Here is a 15,421-nt window from a genome sequence, read left to right on the forward strand (position 1 = left end):
TTGATATTCCAACATTTCTAGAGGGAGGCTTAGCTTCCTCCCCGCGGAAAGCGAGTGTCTGAAGCGCAATGGAACGAACTAATTTTAAAGATGATCGTATAAGAAAAACTAGGGCTTTCGCCATTAGAACTTTGCTACAAGCCAAGTATTTCTAACAAAATATAAATTTATTAAAAATAATTTGTATACTTAGTAGACAAGTGAAAGTCAAAGATGTATACTACAGTTATAGAAAAACTCGTTAGACAAGTGCGACTTAACTTGTATGACAAGTAAACAACATTATAAGGTTACAATTAAAAATAATTCATTGAGGTGAAAAAGTTGAAAAATATAAGTATTGAAGAATTAAAAGACATAGCGATAGAAATGAGAAAAACAGCTGTAACAATGATTCACAAAGCACAAGCAGGTCATCCAGGTGGTTCATTATCTGCTGCGGATCTAATGACAGCGCTATATTTTAAAGAAATGAACATTGATCCAAGCAATCCTAATTGGGAAGATCGTGACAGATTTGTCCTTTCCAAAGGACATGTTTGTCCAATTCAATACTCAGCTTTGGCCTTAAAAGGGTATGTCCCATATGACACAATTTACACATTAAGAGAATATGGTTCTCCATTCCAAGGGCATCCAGACATGAAGAAATGTCCTGGTATTGATATCTCAACTGGGTCATTAGGTCAAGGACTTTCTTGTGGTGTAGGGATGGCGATTGCAGGAAAACGAGATAAAAAAGATTATCGTGTCTTCTCCTTATTAGGTGATGGGGAATGTCAAGAAGGCCAGATTTGGGAAGCAGCTCAGACTGCAGTGAAATATCAATTAGATAATTTAGTTGTATTTGTTGATAACAACAGACTTCAAATTGATGGCACTACTGATGAAGTCATGCCATTACAAGATTTAGAAAAGAAATTTGAAGTGTTTGGATTTGAAACAAAACGAATCGATGGACACTCAATGGAAGAGATTGTTGAGGTACTTGATGAAGTAAGATTTGCTAAAAATGGTAAGCCGAAATGTATCGTGATGGACACGATAAAAGGTAAAGGTGTTTCTTATATGGAAGATGTTGCTGATTGGCACGGAGTAGCTCCTAATGATGAAGAATATAAACAGGCAATTGGAGAAATCGCAGGGGGGTTAAAATAATGAGTATCTTAGAAAAAACGCTAACGACAAAGAAAGCAACCAGGGAAGCTTTTGGTGATGAAATTGTAAAGCTAGGAAAAGAAAATAAAGATATTTATGTAATTGATGTTGATATTGCGAAATCTTGTAAAACGAGCAATTTTATTAAGCAATTACCTGATCAACATATAAATGTTGGAATTGCCGAGCAAAACGCAGCTGGTTTAGCAGCAGGTCTTGCAACCACTGGGAAGATTCCTTTTGTAAGCACTTACGCTGTTTTTGGTTCTTTAAGAATGGCAGAGCAAATCAGACAAGAGGTTTGTTATCCAAACTTAAATGTTAAAATTGCTTGTTCTCACGGTGGATTAACTCCAGCTAGTGATGGTGGAAGTCACCAAGCCATTGAAGATATGGGAGTATTAAGAAGCTTTCCAAATATGACAGTTATTATGGGTGCAGATTACTATTCTACTAGAAAGCTGGTTGAGCAGGCAGCAAAAATGTATGGTCCTGTTTACCTTCGCTTTACAAGAGATACTGTTCCAATCATTTATGATGAGCATGAAGAATTTACAATCGGTAAGGCTAAAAAGTTACAAGAAGGTTCAGACATAGCCATTATTGCAAACGGTGACACTGTGCGCTTAGCAATTGAAGCGACAAAAGAATTAGAAAAAGAAGGAATCTCTGTCAAGCTATTAGATATGCATACAATTAAACCATTAGACCGTGATGCTGTGGTTGAATGTTTAGAAGTTGGAAAAATTATTTCTGTCGAAGACCACAATATATTAAATGGATTGGGTAGCGCTGTGTGTGAAGTTGTAGCTGAAGAAGGCAAAGGGAAAGTAAGTAGAATTGGGGTTCAGGATCAATTTGGTCAGTCTGCTCCATATGAAAAGCTATTAGAAATGAATGGAATCACTGTTGAAAACATCATTAATACTGCAAAAAAATTACTTAAATAAATATATAAAACTACAAAATTAGGAGTGAAAGAAAATGTTTCAATTACATGATAGAGTAGCAATCGTAACAGGAAGTGGATCAAAAAAAGGCATTGGACGTACAATTGCATTAGCTCTTGCAAAACAAGGTGCAGCGATTGTTGTAGCAGATTTAAACTTAGAAGGAATCGATGATACTGTAAACGCGATTACTGAAGCTGGTGGTAAGGCATTAGGTGTAGAATTAAATGTAACAAATAAAGAGTCTGTTGATGCCATGATCGAAAAGGTACTCGTAGAATACGGAAGAATTGATATCCTCGTTAATAATGCGGGCATATCTCAAAAAGTAACTGTTCAGGACATGACACTTGAGGATATGACGAGAGTCTTTAATGTTAATATGTTTGGTCTGTTCCTATGTACTCAAGCAGTACTAGAGCCGATGAAAAAACAAAAGTTTGGTCGAATCATTAATCTGTCCTCTGTATCTGCAAAAAGAGGTGGAGGAGTTTTTGGTGGAGCACATTATTCAGCATCTAAAGCTGCTGTATTAGGCTTCTCTAAAAATCTTGCACGTGAAGTAGCTGTTGATGGAATCACTGTAAACAGTGTTGCACCTGGACTAGTAAACACAGAAATTTGGAAGTCTCTTCCTGAAGAAGATGCAAAGAAGGTTATTGATAGCATTCCAATGGGTAGACCTGGTGAAGTTAGTGAAATTGCATCAGCAATTTCATTCTTAGCGTCAGAAGAAGCATCTTATATTACAGGCGAAGAGATAGATATTAACGGTGGTTCTCACATGGATTAATTTCTATAGTTGAAACAGGCAACCAAGATTTGGCTGCCTGTTTCAACATTCATTTTAATAGTTTTCTATAACTTACTATAGAGAGAAGTGAGGACGATCAATTTTATCCCTGTTTCCAGTAAAAAACTATATATACAAATTTATAATCAAATACTATCAGAGATTGAAGTTGGCGTAGTAAAAGAAGGGGAAAAGCTTCCTTCGGAAAGAGAGTTATGTGAACTTTTTAATGTGAGTCGGGCACCTGTTAGGCAGGCTCTTAGTGCATTAGAGTTGAATGGAGTTATTTATTCACGCCAAGGGGAAGGCGTATTCGTGAAAAATAATAAGATTCTAACAGGGAATTTCCAAACATCCTTCTTTTTAAAATCGATTTCCCCAGAGGATATTGTTGAAGCAAGGATGAGTATTGAGCCGTTGATCATTGAATTTGCTGCAATAAGAGCTACAGATGAAGATATTAAAGCACTTCAAAAGACGATCAAAAAGATGGAAGAAGAAACGAAAGCCGGAATATATGTACCAGAAACAGATGAAACATTACACAAACAAATAGCAGAGGCTTCTCATAATGACTTATTTATAAAGTTTATGTCTGCTATTAGCAATGCAATGAAGCAGCAGGAAATGTGGCATTTTATTCGAGATAGAACGGTAACCAGACCAGATTATAGAGATATAAATTTTGATGAACATCTATCTCTTATCAAAGCTATTGAGGAACATAATGCAAAAGAAGCAGTAGAATTAATGACCTCTCATATGGAAAATCTTTATGAGCGATATTGGAAGGCATAATATTTATAGATAATATATTGAATGGAGGAGGAGAACAGATGGGTACAGTAATTTGCCAAAATTGTAATTCAACGATAGATCACTTTGAAAATGAAAAGGTAACTGTTCTTTATTCTAAGTGTGAATGCTGTGACAGCGCTAAAAAGATTGATCGTACAAAATAATAATTTTATATTCGTTCTTTTTGAATTAAATGAAAAGGTTTTCAATTTAATGAAGTACAACTTAGTAATTTAGTCAGAGTGATAGATATAAACGTGTAGGAGGAAATAAAATGAAAGTAGCTATTGCATCAGATCATGGTGGTATAACAATTCGCAAAGAAATTATCTCTTTGCTTGAGGAAATGAATATAGAGTATATTGATTTAGGGTGTGAATGTCAATCTTCCGTAGATTACCCTGATTATGCGGTCCCGGTAGCAGAAAAGGTAGCAAAAGGTGAGGTAGAAAGAGGCATATTAGTGTGTGGCACTGGTATTGGAATGAGTATTGCCGCTAATAAGGTAAAGGGAATACGTTGTGCACTTGTTCACGATACCTTCAGCGCTAAAGCAACGAGAGAACATAATAACTCGAATATTCTAGCTATGGGAGAGCGTGTCATTGGTCCAGGATTAGCTCGTGATATTACAAAAATATGGTTAACTACCTCTTTCGAAGATGGCGGAAGACATGAAAATCGTATTAATAAGGTAACTGAACTTGAAATGCAATATAGATAATGTTATACGAGAGTGATGGTCTACCCATCACTCTATTTTAATGCTTTGGAAACTATGGTGATGTGGTTCGAAGGGGAATCCACAGGTACATCTGTATTGCCTATAATGAGAACCCTACCGCAGCAGGAAACATGCATAGCGTCGATATATGTTAAATTAATCCTGTATTAGTGTTGCTCTTTAAAAGAGAAAAGCTTATAATTAAATGTGTTTTAGTAACGTTTACACGTAAGAATACATATTGAGAGAAGTGATTAAAATTAGCTTTAATCGAGTATCCAGTGAAAAATTATATATACAAATTTATAATCAAATTCTTTCAGAAATCCAATCAGGATCTTTCAATATAGGTGATAAATTACCTGCAGAACGAGAGCTTTGTGAACAGTTTGGAGTTAGTCGTGCTCCGGTTAGACAAGCATTAAGTGCTCTTGAGTTGAATGGTATCATATACTCTCGTCAAGGAGAAGGTGTGTATGTTAAAAATACACAAATATTAAATCATTCTGATTCAGCTTTTATATTGGATTCAACCTCCCCAGAAGATATTGTAGAAGCAAGAATGAATATTGAGCCGGTTATTATTAAATATGCTGCACTAAGAGCAACTGACGAGGATATTGAGGAACTTCGCTCAACAATTCAAAAAATGGAGGAAGAAACAAAGTCTGGCATCTATGTCCCGGAGACTGATGAAGCTCTTCATAAAGGAATAGCTAAGGCTTCTCATAATGACTTATTTATTAAAATTATGGCTGCAATAAGTAATGCAATGAAACAGCAGGAAATGTGGAAGCTCATTCGAGATCGGACATTTACTCGTCCAGATTATCGAGACGTTAACTTTGAAGAGCATAAAATGCTTATTAAAGCCATCGAAGAGCATGATGAATTGAAAGCTGTAGACCTAATGACGACTCATATGCAGAACCTCTATGATCGATATTGGAAAGATTAATTGTAAAAGAACGGTTATACTAAATGCTTAAAGGACTTTATCAAGGTTTCCATTCTTGATAAAGTCCTTTTTTATATATTTTGATGCAAAAAAAGTAACGGAAGGTTCTGAATATTCTTCTGATTTACATTGACATTTTAGTCAAGGGTAGATATACTGTGGATATAAGTTAACTTAGCATACAAGTTAACAAGATTATAAGATAACAATATTGTTCTTAGTTTTTTGTAATCGCCAGCAAAACAGTCTCCAGTTTACTTTTTGAGTTGATACCATCAGAAGTTTTTAACAGATTGCGGTCATTGAATATGGCTTCTACTGTATGTAACATCATGTTCCGCTCATCAAGTTTAAGTTTTACTAATCAAAAATGTAAGCGATTACCTACGTGTGTTTTTCTTATGAAAAATAGCTTAAGGGGGAAGGACTTTGAAAGCAGCATTATTTGATAGGGTTGAACATTTTACGGTCATTGGAAAAGAGGTACCAAAAATAAAGGGGAATGAAGTGTTAATTCAAGTCATAAGTGCCGGGATATGTGGTTCTGATATTCATGCATATTTGGGAAAACATCCTTTTCGGCATCCACCAAGCATTTTAGGACATGAAGTAGTCGGCGAAATAATAGAGTTGGGGCATAGTGTCTCAACTTATGAAGAAGGAGATATGGTCACGATTGAACCGCAGATTGGATGTGGGAATTGCCATTCTTGTATAAAAGGGGACTATAATCTTTGCGAAGAAAAAGTTGTACTCGGAACAACAAAGTGGGATGGGGGTTTCGCAGAATATGTAGTAGCTAAAGAGAAGAGTGTTTACAAACTTCCGAAATCATTAACGCCAGATTTAGCTGTCCTTACAGAACCTCTAGCAGTAGGTGTTCATGCTGTAAATATTGCCGAAGTAAAAAAGGGAGATAAAGTAGCCATACTTGGTTCAGGACCTATAGGACTTGTTACGGCAGTTGCTGCTCATGCCAAAGGGGCTGAAACGATATGTTTGACAGATGCGATCGATAAAAATTTAGAAATAGGAAAAAAACTATGTGCAACAGATGTTGTGAATGTAAGGTATCAATCCTTAAAAGAATATGCTGCTGCTCATATTGGCCAATTTGATCATGTTTTTCTTACTGCGAGTTATGAAACGATAGTAGATGATGCCTTGAATATTATCAAAAGAAAAGGAAAAATCATTTCTATTGCCTTATTCGAAGAACAAGTTTCGATTGATTTAAATAGATTGATGATTTCAGAGATTCAGATATATGGATCTTCTATGTATGTAAAAGAAGACTTTAATATGGCAATTGATATTTTAGCGAGTCGTAAGTATAAGCTTGAATCATTAATTACGCATAGATATCAATTTGACCAGATAAATGAGGCGATGGAAGTAGCCTTAACAAAAAACGGTTCTCCAATAAAAATTGTTCTTGATATGATGAAAAATTAATCTCTATTACCTTTGTGAGAAGATAGGTATGTTTTAAAAACGGCCTATTAAAAAATATAAAAGTAAGATTTTAAGGGGGAGCAATGATGAGGAAAACAATTTTATCTATCATGTTAGTAATGATGGTGATCTTTTTAGCAGCATGCGGTGGGAAAGAAACATCAAGTGAAAAGAGTAGTAGCAATGGAGACAAAATTAATATTAAATTTGCACATAGCGCAGTTGAATCAAATTCAAGACATGAGGCTGCTTTGAAATTTAAATCGTTAGTAGAAGAGAAGTCCAATAATCAAATAACTGTGGAAGTTTTCCCAAATGAAGTTTTAGGCAGTGAGCCGCAAATGGTAGAAGGTGTTTCATTTAACGATATTCAAATGGTGGCTGCTAGTACGTTCGCACAATATGAACCAAAGGTAGATGTTTTTGGATTACCTTTCTTATTTGAGACAAATGAACAGGCATGGGAAGCATTAGACGGCCCAATCGGTGAAGAAGTATTTGCAGGGTTACTTGATGACAATTTACGTGTGCTGGGACATTTTGAAAACGGATTCAGACATGTGACGAATAATTCAAAACCAATTGAAAAAGTTGAAGATTTAAAAGGATTAAAAATTCGTACGCCTGAAATGCCTATATTAGTTAGTATCTTTGAATCGCTTGGAGCAAACCCTACCCCAATGGCATTTGGAGAACTCTATATGGCCTTACAACAAGGTACGGTGGATGGACAGGAAAATCCTATCTCAAATATCCATGCAACGAAGTTCTATGAAGTTCAAAAATATCTAAGTTTAACAAGTCATTCATATAGCCCAACGACTGTCGCAATTAGTGATGAATTTTGGCAAACGCTAACACCTGAACAACAGGAAATCGTTCAATCAAGTTTAAAAGAAGCTTCAACATTTCATAGAGACTTAGTTATGAAGGATGAAGAGACTCTTTTAAAAGAGCTTGAAAAAGAGGGAATGAAAGTAAATAAACCAGATATCGCATCTTTTAGAGAAGCTTCCAAATCTGTATATGAAGAATATGAAGATACTTATGGTAAAGACCTTATCGACCGTATCCTAAAGGCTCAAGAGTAAAAAGGTGAGAAAAGCAGAATCTATCCGAATGGTTATCTTCAGTAGATTCTGCTTTTTATAAAGGGGGTAAATTTATGTCGGTTATAAAATGGTTAGATGAGAATATAGAGGGCTTCTTACTTATTTTACTTAGTATCCTAACAGTAGTAGTCGTTTTTATCCAAGTGTTTATGAGGTATGTGTTAAGTTCCTCCCTTGTTTGGTCAGAGGAGCTAGCCAGGTATGCTTTTATATGGATGATTTATATCGGGGTAAGTTATGGAGTGAAACGGCAAGCACATATAAGTGTTGACGCATTGGCAATGCTGTTTAAAAGAAAAGGCAAGTTTTTGTTAGCGATGTGCGCAAATGTAGCATTTTTAGCATTTGCTGTTATTCTTATATACTTTAGTTTTGAAGTCGTCATTCAAGTTACACGTACTTCACCCGCTTTAAATATACCTATGCAATGGGTGTACGCAGCTCCAATGGTTGGATTATTATTAACGGCTATTAGAATCATTCAAAGAATGAAAATTCAATTTGATCTATTTAGATCTGGGGAGTAGGTGATAAGTATGACAGCACTCGTATTGTTTGGTAGTTTCGTATTCTTTTTACTTTTGACAGTCCCTATCGGTATTTCATTGGGATTGGCTTCTCTTGTCACAATTTTATATGCAGATGTCACATCAGTTGAATACCTCGCACAAAGTCTTGTTCAATCTACTGATTCATTTCCTTTAATGGCAGTTCCTTTCTTCATTTTAGCAGGAGAAATTATGGGGAAAGGTGGAATATCTGAGCGTCTTTTTAAGCTGGCTAATGTTTTTGTAGGGAATTTTACAGGTGGATTTGCAATGGCGGCAGTACTGACTTGTATGTTTTTTGCAGCGATTTCCGGGTCAGGTCCTGCAACAGTTGCAGCAGTTGGCGGGATTATGATTCCTGCAATGGTTGGATATGGTTATGATAAAAAATTTGCAACTGCAGTTGTCGTAGCTGCCGGTGCACTAGGCATTATTATTCCACCAAGTATTCCAATGGTTATATACGGTGTATCTGGTAGTGTATCAATTGGTGATATGTTTATTGCCGGTATCATACCAGGTGTTCTTATTGGTGCTGTAATGATGGGATGGAGTTATATTTACTCGAAAAAGAATAACTATAAAGGAAATGGTGAAAAGTTCACATTTAAAAGAGCACTATCCGGGATTAATGAGGCGAAGTGGGCAATATTTATTCCTATCCTTATCTTAGGAGGCATATATGGAGGTATTTTTACGCCAACTGAGGCAGCTGTAGTTGCTGTTGTATACGCGGCAATTATTAGTATTTTTGTTTATAAAGAGCTGACATTTAAGACATTTCCTAAGGTATTAAAGGATGCAGCATTAACATCTGCAACAATATTAATTATTATTGGAACGGCAAATGCATTTGGAAGAATTTTAACGATGGAACAAATTCCTAGATTGGTAGCTGATTCATTATTAAGTATATCTTCGAATCCCCTGGTCATATTATTACTTATTAATCTCTTACTATTATTTGTTGGGATGTTTATGGATACTGTCGCAGCAATTATTATATTAGTTCCAATTTTATTGCCTATTGCTATAAATATTGGAATAGATCCTATACACTTTGGAATTATTATGATTGTAAACTTGGCCATAGGATTTATAACACCACCTGTAGGTGTAAATCTATTTGTTGGTTCTGGTATATCTGGTTTATCTATTGAGTCCCTAGCTAAAGCTACAATTCCATTTTTTGTAGCGATGATTTTAAGCTTAACTGTCATTACAGTCATTCCTGGAGTGTCTCTATTCTTGGTTGAGTTTTTTAAATAGGCTGTTTTGGCAAAGATTGTGGCTATTAAACAGTATTCTAACACTATAGTGGAATGGAGCGGAAGGCACTCGACTCCTGCGGGAAGTGAGGAAAGGCTGAGACCCCGCAGGCGAAGCCGAGGAGGCTCAGCTTCCTCCCCGCGGAAAGCGAGTGACTGCAGCGCAATGGAACGAACTAAATTTTATCTTTAACTGCATTAAAAACAACAAATTAAATAACACCCTTTAAATAAATTGAATTTGAAAAGGTGCTTTTTAATAAACAAAAGATAAAAAGAAATGAGCATATGATGTTGACAAGGACAAATTGGAAAAGTAAACTTTAATTATTGGATTACTTAGTATACAAGATTACAAGTGAGTTAGTTTGGTAGTTAATTTGTTTGCATTAATGAACTAAGTGTATCTAATGTATAGACATAAAGGAGGAATTGGTATGGCTTCAGTTACATTTTTAAATGATCCCGTTACATTAGTAGGAAAAGAAATAAAAGTCGGAGACACTGCACCTGATTTTGAAGTACTTGATAATGATTTATCTCCAGTAAGACTTGAGGATTCAGAAGGAAAGGTCCGCTTAATTTCAGTAGTACCTTCACTTGACACTGGGGTTTGTGATGCACAAACTCGTCGTTTTAACGAAGATGCCTCTAGTGTAAGCGGTGTAGAAGTATTAACAATCAGCGTTGATTTACCATTTGCACAAAAAAGATGGTGTGGATCAAATGGGCTTGAGAATGTTAAAACGCTTTCTGATCACCGTAGCCTTTCATTTGGTGAAGCGTATGGCGTTCATATTAAAGAATTACGCCTATTAACAAGAGCCGTTTTTGTTATTGATTCAAGTGATAAGGTTACTTATGTTGAATATGTAAACGAAGTTTCAAATCATCCTGATTATGAGGCTGCAATTGAAGCTGTTAAAGCAGCACGATAAGTAAAAATAAAACTAGAAAAAGGAGGGGACCTTTAATGGAAGCCTCCTTTTTGGTTGTTTAAAAAATTACCAAAAACATAGAGCATGGTGATACAGAATATGTTGAAGAGGCAATTTGAGATTTTTAAAACAAGAAAGCGCTTTAAAAATATATTGACAAATTATACCTTGGATTTTATAATGACTTTATTGAAAACGTTTACTTAACTTGTTGTTTAAGAGGAAAGTTATATTTTATAAAAGAAGATTTCTGATAATCATATATTTATTGATTACTTCCTAAACTTTCATAATATTTATATACAATGTGATTAAACGTTATATCAAAAAAGAGACCCAAAATGGGAATTTGCAAAATATGATTAAACGTTATATCACGAGGGATTCAATAACTATTTGATTAAATAGTGTAAGCAGAAAATGAAATCCTCACTTTATTTAGGAAACATTTGATTTTCACAAAATGATTAAACGTTATATCAAATATTGAATTGTTTACTTCTATTTTTGCTAAGATCTACTATGAAACTGGCTTCTTGCTTCAATTAAATGTTAAACGAGTACCTATGTAAATGATGTATTCTCAGTATGATATTTGATGAAACGTTTTACCATGTTGTTATTTAAATGCCTATTTTATGAATCTATCAAATAGGCGTTGAAATAAATGAAATATTACTACTAAAAAGGTGGGAGATTATTAATGAAAAAGGTTTTGAGTTTATTTTTTGTTGCACTTTTTATTGTTGTATTAGCAGCATGTAGTAAACCCGGCGGTTCAGAACAGGAAGAGACTAAAGATACGACGGAAAAAACATCTACTGAAGCAACTGTACTTGAACCAGAAGAAGGAGCAGAACTTGTATTATGGAGTAACGGAGATCAAGAAGCTGAATGGGCAGAATATGTTGCAGGAGAATTTACTAATGAATACGGAATTCCAGTAACAGTCGAAGAAGTGAGTCATACTGATGCAGCTGGTAAGCTTGAAACAGATGGACCTGCTGGCTTAGGTGGAGATGTATTTACAGGAGCACATGACCATGTTGGGAATATGGAAGTAGCTGGATTAATCTATGATAATTATTTTGCGGATGAATACAAAGAGCGTTTCATGGAAGGAGCAGTAACAGCGGTTTCTGCAAATTCAGATGGAGAGTATAAAATGTTTGGATATCCATTAGCAATCGAAACAGTTGGTCTTTTCTATAACCAAGATTTACTTGATCAAATGGGCTTTGAACCAGCTGAAACGATGGAAGAACTGATGCAACAATCAAAAGAATTTATGGGAAAAAATCCAGGATCTTATGGATTTATGGTTGAACCTGGTAACTTTTACCTGATTCATGGATTCCTTGGAGGATATGGCGGTTATATATTTGGTGAGAATAACACAAATCCAGAAGATATTGGATTAAACAATGAAGGTGGACTTAAAGCTGCAGAATTAATGAAGAAGATTCATGATGAAATCCTACCACTTAAAAAAGAAGACATAACTGGAGATGTCATTAGTTCACAATTTAATGAGGGAAAACTTTTATATTATATAACTGGTCCATGGGCAGTAAAAGGTCATCAAGAAGCAGGTGTAAATTTTGGAGTGAAAACAATGCCTAAGCTAGACAATGGAGAAGTTCCTACAACTTTCTCAAGTGTTAAATCTTTATTTGTAAACGCTTATAGTGATTACCCTAAAGCAGCGACATTATTGGCTCAATTTGCTACAACGGATGAAATGCTACTAAAACGATATGAAATGACAGGACAATTACCACCTTCTAATGCTCTACTTGAAGATGAAACAATTAAATCAGATGAACTGAATCTTGCTTTCCTAGAACAGTCGCAATATTCTATTTCAATGCCTAATATTCCTGCAATGCAACATGTCTGGGCAGGAATGGAAGTAGCATTTACTTCACTTTGGAATGGAGAATCAGAACCAAAAGCTGCACTTGATAAAGGGGTTCAACAAATTAAAGACGCAATTGATTCACAAACAAAATAAAGTAGTAATGGTGAGCTAATATCTATAGGATATTAGCTCACCGTTAAGAAGGAGGTAATACTGTGGGTGAACAAGCTAGTACCAATTTAGGTGATGTAAAAAAGCCTGGACAACAAAAAGTAATAAAAACTCCTGGAAATCCGACATCTTCTAATAAACCATTCTTCACAAAACCTAAAATCGCTGCACTGTTGTCTTTACTATTTATGGGTCTTGGGCAAATATACAATAAACAAATTTTAAAAGGTTTGTCTTTTCTTGCTTTAGAACTGTATCTTCTTATTTTTTGGACTCTGCCTTTTCAATGGGCATTGTGGGGACTAACAACTCTCGGTGAAACTGCACAAACACGAAAAGGCTTTGAAATTGTGCAAGGAGATCATTCTATCTTTTTAATGATCGAAGGAATTTTATTCTTAATTTCATTTCTTCTATTTTTATGGTTTTATTATTTAAATATCCGTGATGCATACAAAGTTGCAACTAAAAGTGATAAAGGAATTAAACCCAATAATGTAAAAGAAATGTTTAAAAATATTTGGGAAAATGGGTTCCCGTACCTTTTGTTAACACCGTCTATCCTATTTACATCCTTCTTAACGATTCTACCTTTGTTATTTGGTATTTTAATTGCTTTTACAAACTATTCAGCACCTAATCATTTACCACCAAAGTCTTTAGTCGATTGGGTTGGCTTTGATACATTTATTCAGTTATTCCAAATGAAAACATGGAGTACGACTTTTTATGGAGTATTCAGCTGGACTGTTATATGGGCTGTACTTTCAACACTAACAACATTCTTTTTAGGACTGATTTTTGCCGTCTTAATTAATCAAAAAGGGGTTAAATTTAAGAAGGTTTGGAGAAGTATCTTTATTTTACCTTGGGCCATTCCTCAGTTTGTATCAATTTTAATTTTTAGAAATATATTTAATGGACAGTTTGGACCGATTAATAAATATTTAATGGATTTAGGCATTATTGAATCAGCTATACCTTGGTTAGCAGACCCATTGTTGGCTAAAGTTACACTTGTAGTTGTAAATATGTGGTTTGGTTTCCCATTTTGGATGGTGTTGATGAGTGGTGTCATGACAAGTATTGATAAAGAAGTATATGAAGCAGCCGAAGTAGACGGAGCTTCTCCAATGCAAAGATTTTGGAAAATTACAATGCCATTAATTATGTTTGCTACTGCACCACTTGCAATCATGTCATTTGCAGGAAATTTTAATAACTTTAATATTATTTACTTAATGACACAGGGTGGACCAGTAAATACGGATTATTCATACGCTGGATCCACAGATATATTAATAAGCTGGATCTATAAATTGACGCTCGATAATAGCCAATTTGCTGTCGCTTCTGTTGTATCAATTTTAATATTTGCTGTAATTGCGACCTTCTCCATATATAACTTTAGAAAAACAAGAGCCTTTAAAGAGGAGGATATGATGTCATGATCGGTTTATCTTTGAAAAATAAAATAAGCACCGTGATCATTTATACCATTTTAATTATTACCACGATCTTTGTCCTTTATCCGGTAGTCTGGGTTATTACTGGGTCCTTGAACCCTGGCGATTCCTTATTTTCAACTAGTTTAATCCCAGAGTCATTATCATTGCGGCATTACGCCTATTTATTCCAAGAAACGGATTATCTTCTTTGGTATAAAAATACGCTGAAAATTGCGTTTTGGAATATGGTTTTATCTACTTTCTTAGTTGTTACAGCAGCATACGCATTTTCAAGATTCCGTTTTCCAGGTAGAAAACAGGGGCTAATGACAATGCTTGTTTTACAAATGTTCCCTGGTTTTATGGGAATGATTGCAATCTATATTCTCTTATTGCAAATGAATTTGCTAGATAACCATTGGGGGCTGATTCTAGTATATGCAGGTGGTTCGATTCCATTTGGTGCATGGCTAGTTAAGGGATACTTTGATGGTCTTCCAAGAAGCTTAGAAGAAGCAGCAAAAATTGATGGTGCAAGCCATGTCACAATCTTCTATAAAATTATGATGCCACTTTCAAAACCGATCTTAGTATTTATTGGGGTCACGAACTTTATTGGACCGTGGATGGACTTTATTTTTGCAAGACTCGTTCTTCGCTCAGGTGAAAAGAAGACATTAGCAATTGGTTTATTTGAAATGGTAACAGGACGGGGAAATAGTGAATTTACAACTTTTGCAGCAGGGGCAGTATTAGTAGCTGTACCGATTACTATTTTATTTTTCATCTTTCAGGACCAACTTGTAGATGGTCTAAAAGCGGGAGCTAATAAAGGGTAAACTCAGGGTAGAAGAAATAGAGATTGTAAAAAGCTCTATTTCTTTCTGTAAGCAGTTTTTCGCTAGGAAGAACAGATGATCAAGAGGTTCTTATATTTCATAACGTATCTAAAGATCTTCTTGTCTTGAAATTAGATGAAGAGGACAAGGAATTTAAGCAAGTCTACTATTCTACTTTTGAAAAACCAATATTAAAGGAAAAGGTAGATTTACCGCCTTATTCAACTCTGGTTTTAATGAGAAATTAATTGATTTAATAAATTGGTACAGCGTCGCTATATCTAATTAATTCGTGATAAAATAAGAGAAGTTGATTGATTATCGTGTTGTTAAGAGATAAATGTTTAATCCCTTTTATTTAGAAGAAAGATTAAAAGTATTCGGGTTATAAAGAAATTGA

At 35.0% G+C, this 15,421-nt stretch carries 15 protein-coding genes and 1 pseudogene; all 16 read left to right on the plus strand.

Annotation, left to right across the window (positions count from 1 at the left end; translation table 11 throughout):
• The first annotated feature begins 324 nt into the window (after positions 1-324).
• The gene (locus tag HWV59_RS06745) at positions 325-1,158 is read left to right on the plus strand and encodes a transketolase (RefSeq protein WP_175638386.1); all 834 of its coding nucleotides are present in this window, start codon (positions 325-327) and stop codon (positions 1,156-1,158) included.
• Complete coding sequence (locus HWV59_RS06750; RefSeq protein ID WP_175638387.1) at positions 1,158-2,108, plus strand: transketolase family protein; 951 nt, start codon at positions 1,158-1,160, stop codon at positions 2,106-2,108. Before HWV59_RS06745 ends, HWV59_RS06750 begins: the two co-directional genes overlap by 1 nt.
• 34 nt (positions 2,109-2,142) lie before the next feature.
• Positions 2,143-2,901, plus strand: coding sequence for an SDR family NAD(P)-dependent oxidoreductase (locus tag HWV59_RS06755; RefSeq protein WP_175638388.1), 759 nt, complete (start codon positions 2,143-2,145; stop codon positions 2,899-2,901).
• Positions 2,902-2,988: 87 nt separating this feature from the next.
• Positions 2,989-3,699 (plus strand): FadR/GntR family transcriptional regulator, encoded by a 711-nt coding sequence (locus tag HWV59_RS06760; RefSeq protein WP_175638389.1) that lies wholly within the window; start codon positions 2,989-2,991, stop codon positions 3,697-3,699.
• 38 nt (positions 3,700-3,737) lie between these two features.
• The gene (locus tag HWV59_RS06765) at positions 3,738-3,863 is read left to right on the plus strand and encodes a GapA-binding peptide SR1P (RefSeq protein ID WP_175638390.1); all 126 of its coding nucleotides are present in this window, start codon (positions 3,738-3,740) and stop codon (positions 3,861-3,863) included.
• 110 nt (positions 3,864-3,973) lie between these two features.
• On the plus strand, positions 3,974-4,423 hold the full coding sequence (rpiB, locus tag HWV59_RS06770) for a ribose 5-phosphate isomerase B (RefSeq protein ID WP_175638391.1): 450 nt from the start codon (positions 3,974-3,976) through the stop codon (positions 4,421-4,423).
• Positions 4,424-4,673: 250 nt separating this feature from the next.
• The gene (locus HWV59_RS06775; protein ID WP_175639991.1) at positions 4,674-5,381 is read left to right on the plus strand and encodes a FadR/GntR family transcriptional regulator; all 708 of its coding nucleotides are present in this window, start codon (positions 4,674-4,676) and stop codon (positions 5,379-5,381) included.
• Between the two features lie 429 nt (positions 5,382-5,810).
• Positions 5,811-6,836: a zinc-dependent alcohol dehydrogenase gene (locus tag HWV59_RS06780; RefSeq protein ID WP_175638392.1), complete on the plus strand. Its 1,026-nt coding sequence runs from the start codon at positions 5,811-5,813 to the stop codon at positions 6,834-6,836.
• Positions 6,837-6,922: 86 nt separating this feature from the next.
• Positions 6,923-7,927, plus strand: coding sequence for a TRAP transporter substrate-binding protein (locus HWV59_RS06785; protein WP_175638393.1), 1,005 nt, complete (start codon positions 6,923-6,925; stop codon positions 7,925-7,927).
• A 74-nt stretch (positions 7,928-8,001) separates the two neighbouring features.
• On the plus strand, positions 8,002-8,475 hold the full coding sequence (locus HWV59_RS06790; RefSeq protein WP_102232525.1) for a TRAP transporter small permease: 474 nt from the start codon (positions 8,002-8,004) through the stop codon (positions 8,473-8,475).
• 9 nt (positions 8,476-8,484) lie between these two features.
• A complete protein-coding gene (locus HWV59_RS06795; RefSeq protein ID WP_102232526.1) occupies positions 8,485-9,765 on the plus strand; it encodes a TRAP transporter large permease in 1,281 nt (426 codons plus the stop codon).
• Positions 9,766-10,201: 436 nt separating this feature from the next.
• The gene (gene tpx, locus HWV59_RS06800) at positions 10,202-10,702 is read left to right on the plus strand and encodes a thiol peroxidase (RefSeq protein WP_102232527.1); all 501 of its coding nucleotides are present in this window, start codon (positions 10,202-10,204) and stop codon (positions 10,700-10,702) included.
• A gap of 703 nt (positions 10,703-11,405) precedes the next feature.
• Positions 11,406-12,716, plus strand: a complete 1,311-nt coding sequence (locus HWV59_RS06805) for a sugar ABC transporter substrate-binding protein (RefSeq protein ID WP_102232528.1) — start codon at positions 11,406-11,408, stop codon at positions 12,714-12,716.
• Positions 12,717-12,778: 62 nt separating this feature from the next.
• On the plus strand, positions 12,779-14,185 hold the full coding sequence (locus HWV59_RS06810) for a sugar ABC transporter permease (protein ID WP_235991675.1): 1,407 nt from the start codon (positions 12,779-12,781) through the stop codon (positions 14,183-14,185).
• Positions 14,182-15,021, plus strand: coding sequence for a sugar ABC transporter permease (locus tag HWV59_RS06815; RefSeq protein WP_102232529.1), 840 nt, complete (start codon positions 14,182-14,184; stop codon positions 15,019-15,021). Before HWV59_RS06810 ends, HWV59_RS06815 begins: the two co-directional genes overlap by 4 nt.
• Before the next feature lie 83 nt (positions 15,022-15,104).
• Positions 15,105-15,269 (plus strand): annotated as a pseudogene (locus HWV59_RS27605) (hypothetical protein); the annotation flags it as partial.
• Between the last annotated feature and the right edge of the window lie 152 nt (positions 15,270-15,421).

The sequence above is a fragment of the Metabacillus schmidteae genome, assembly GCF_903166545.1.
GTDB lineage: Bacteria > Bacillota > Bacilli > Bacillales > Bacillaceae > Metabacillus > Metabacillus schmidteae.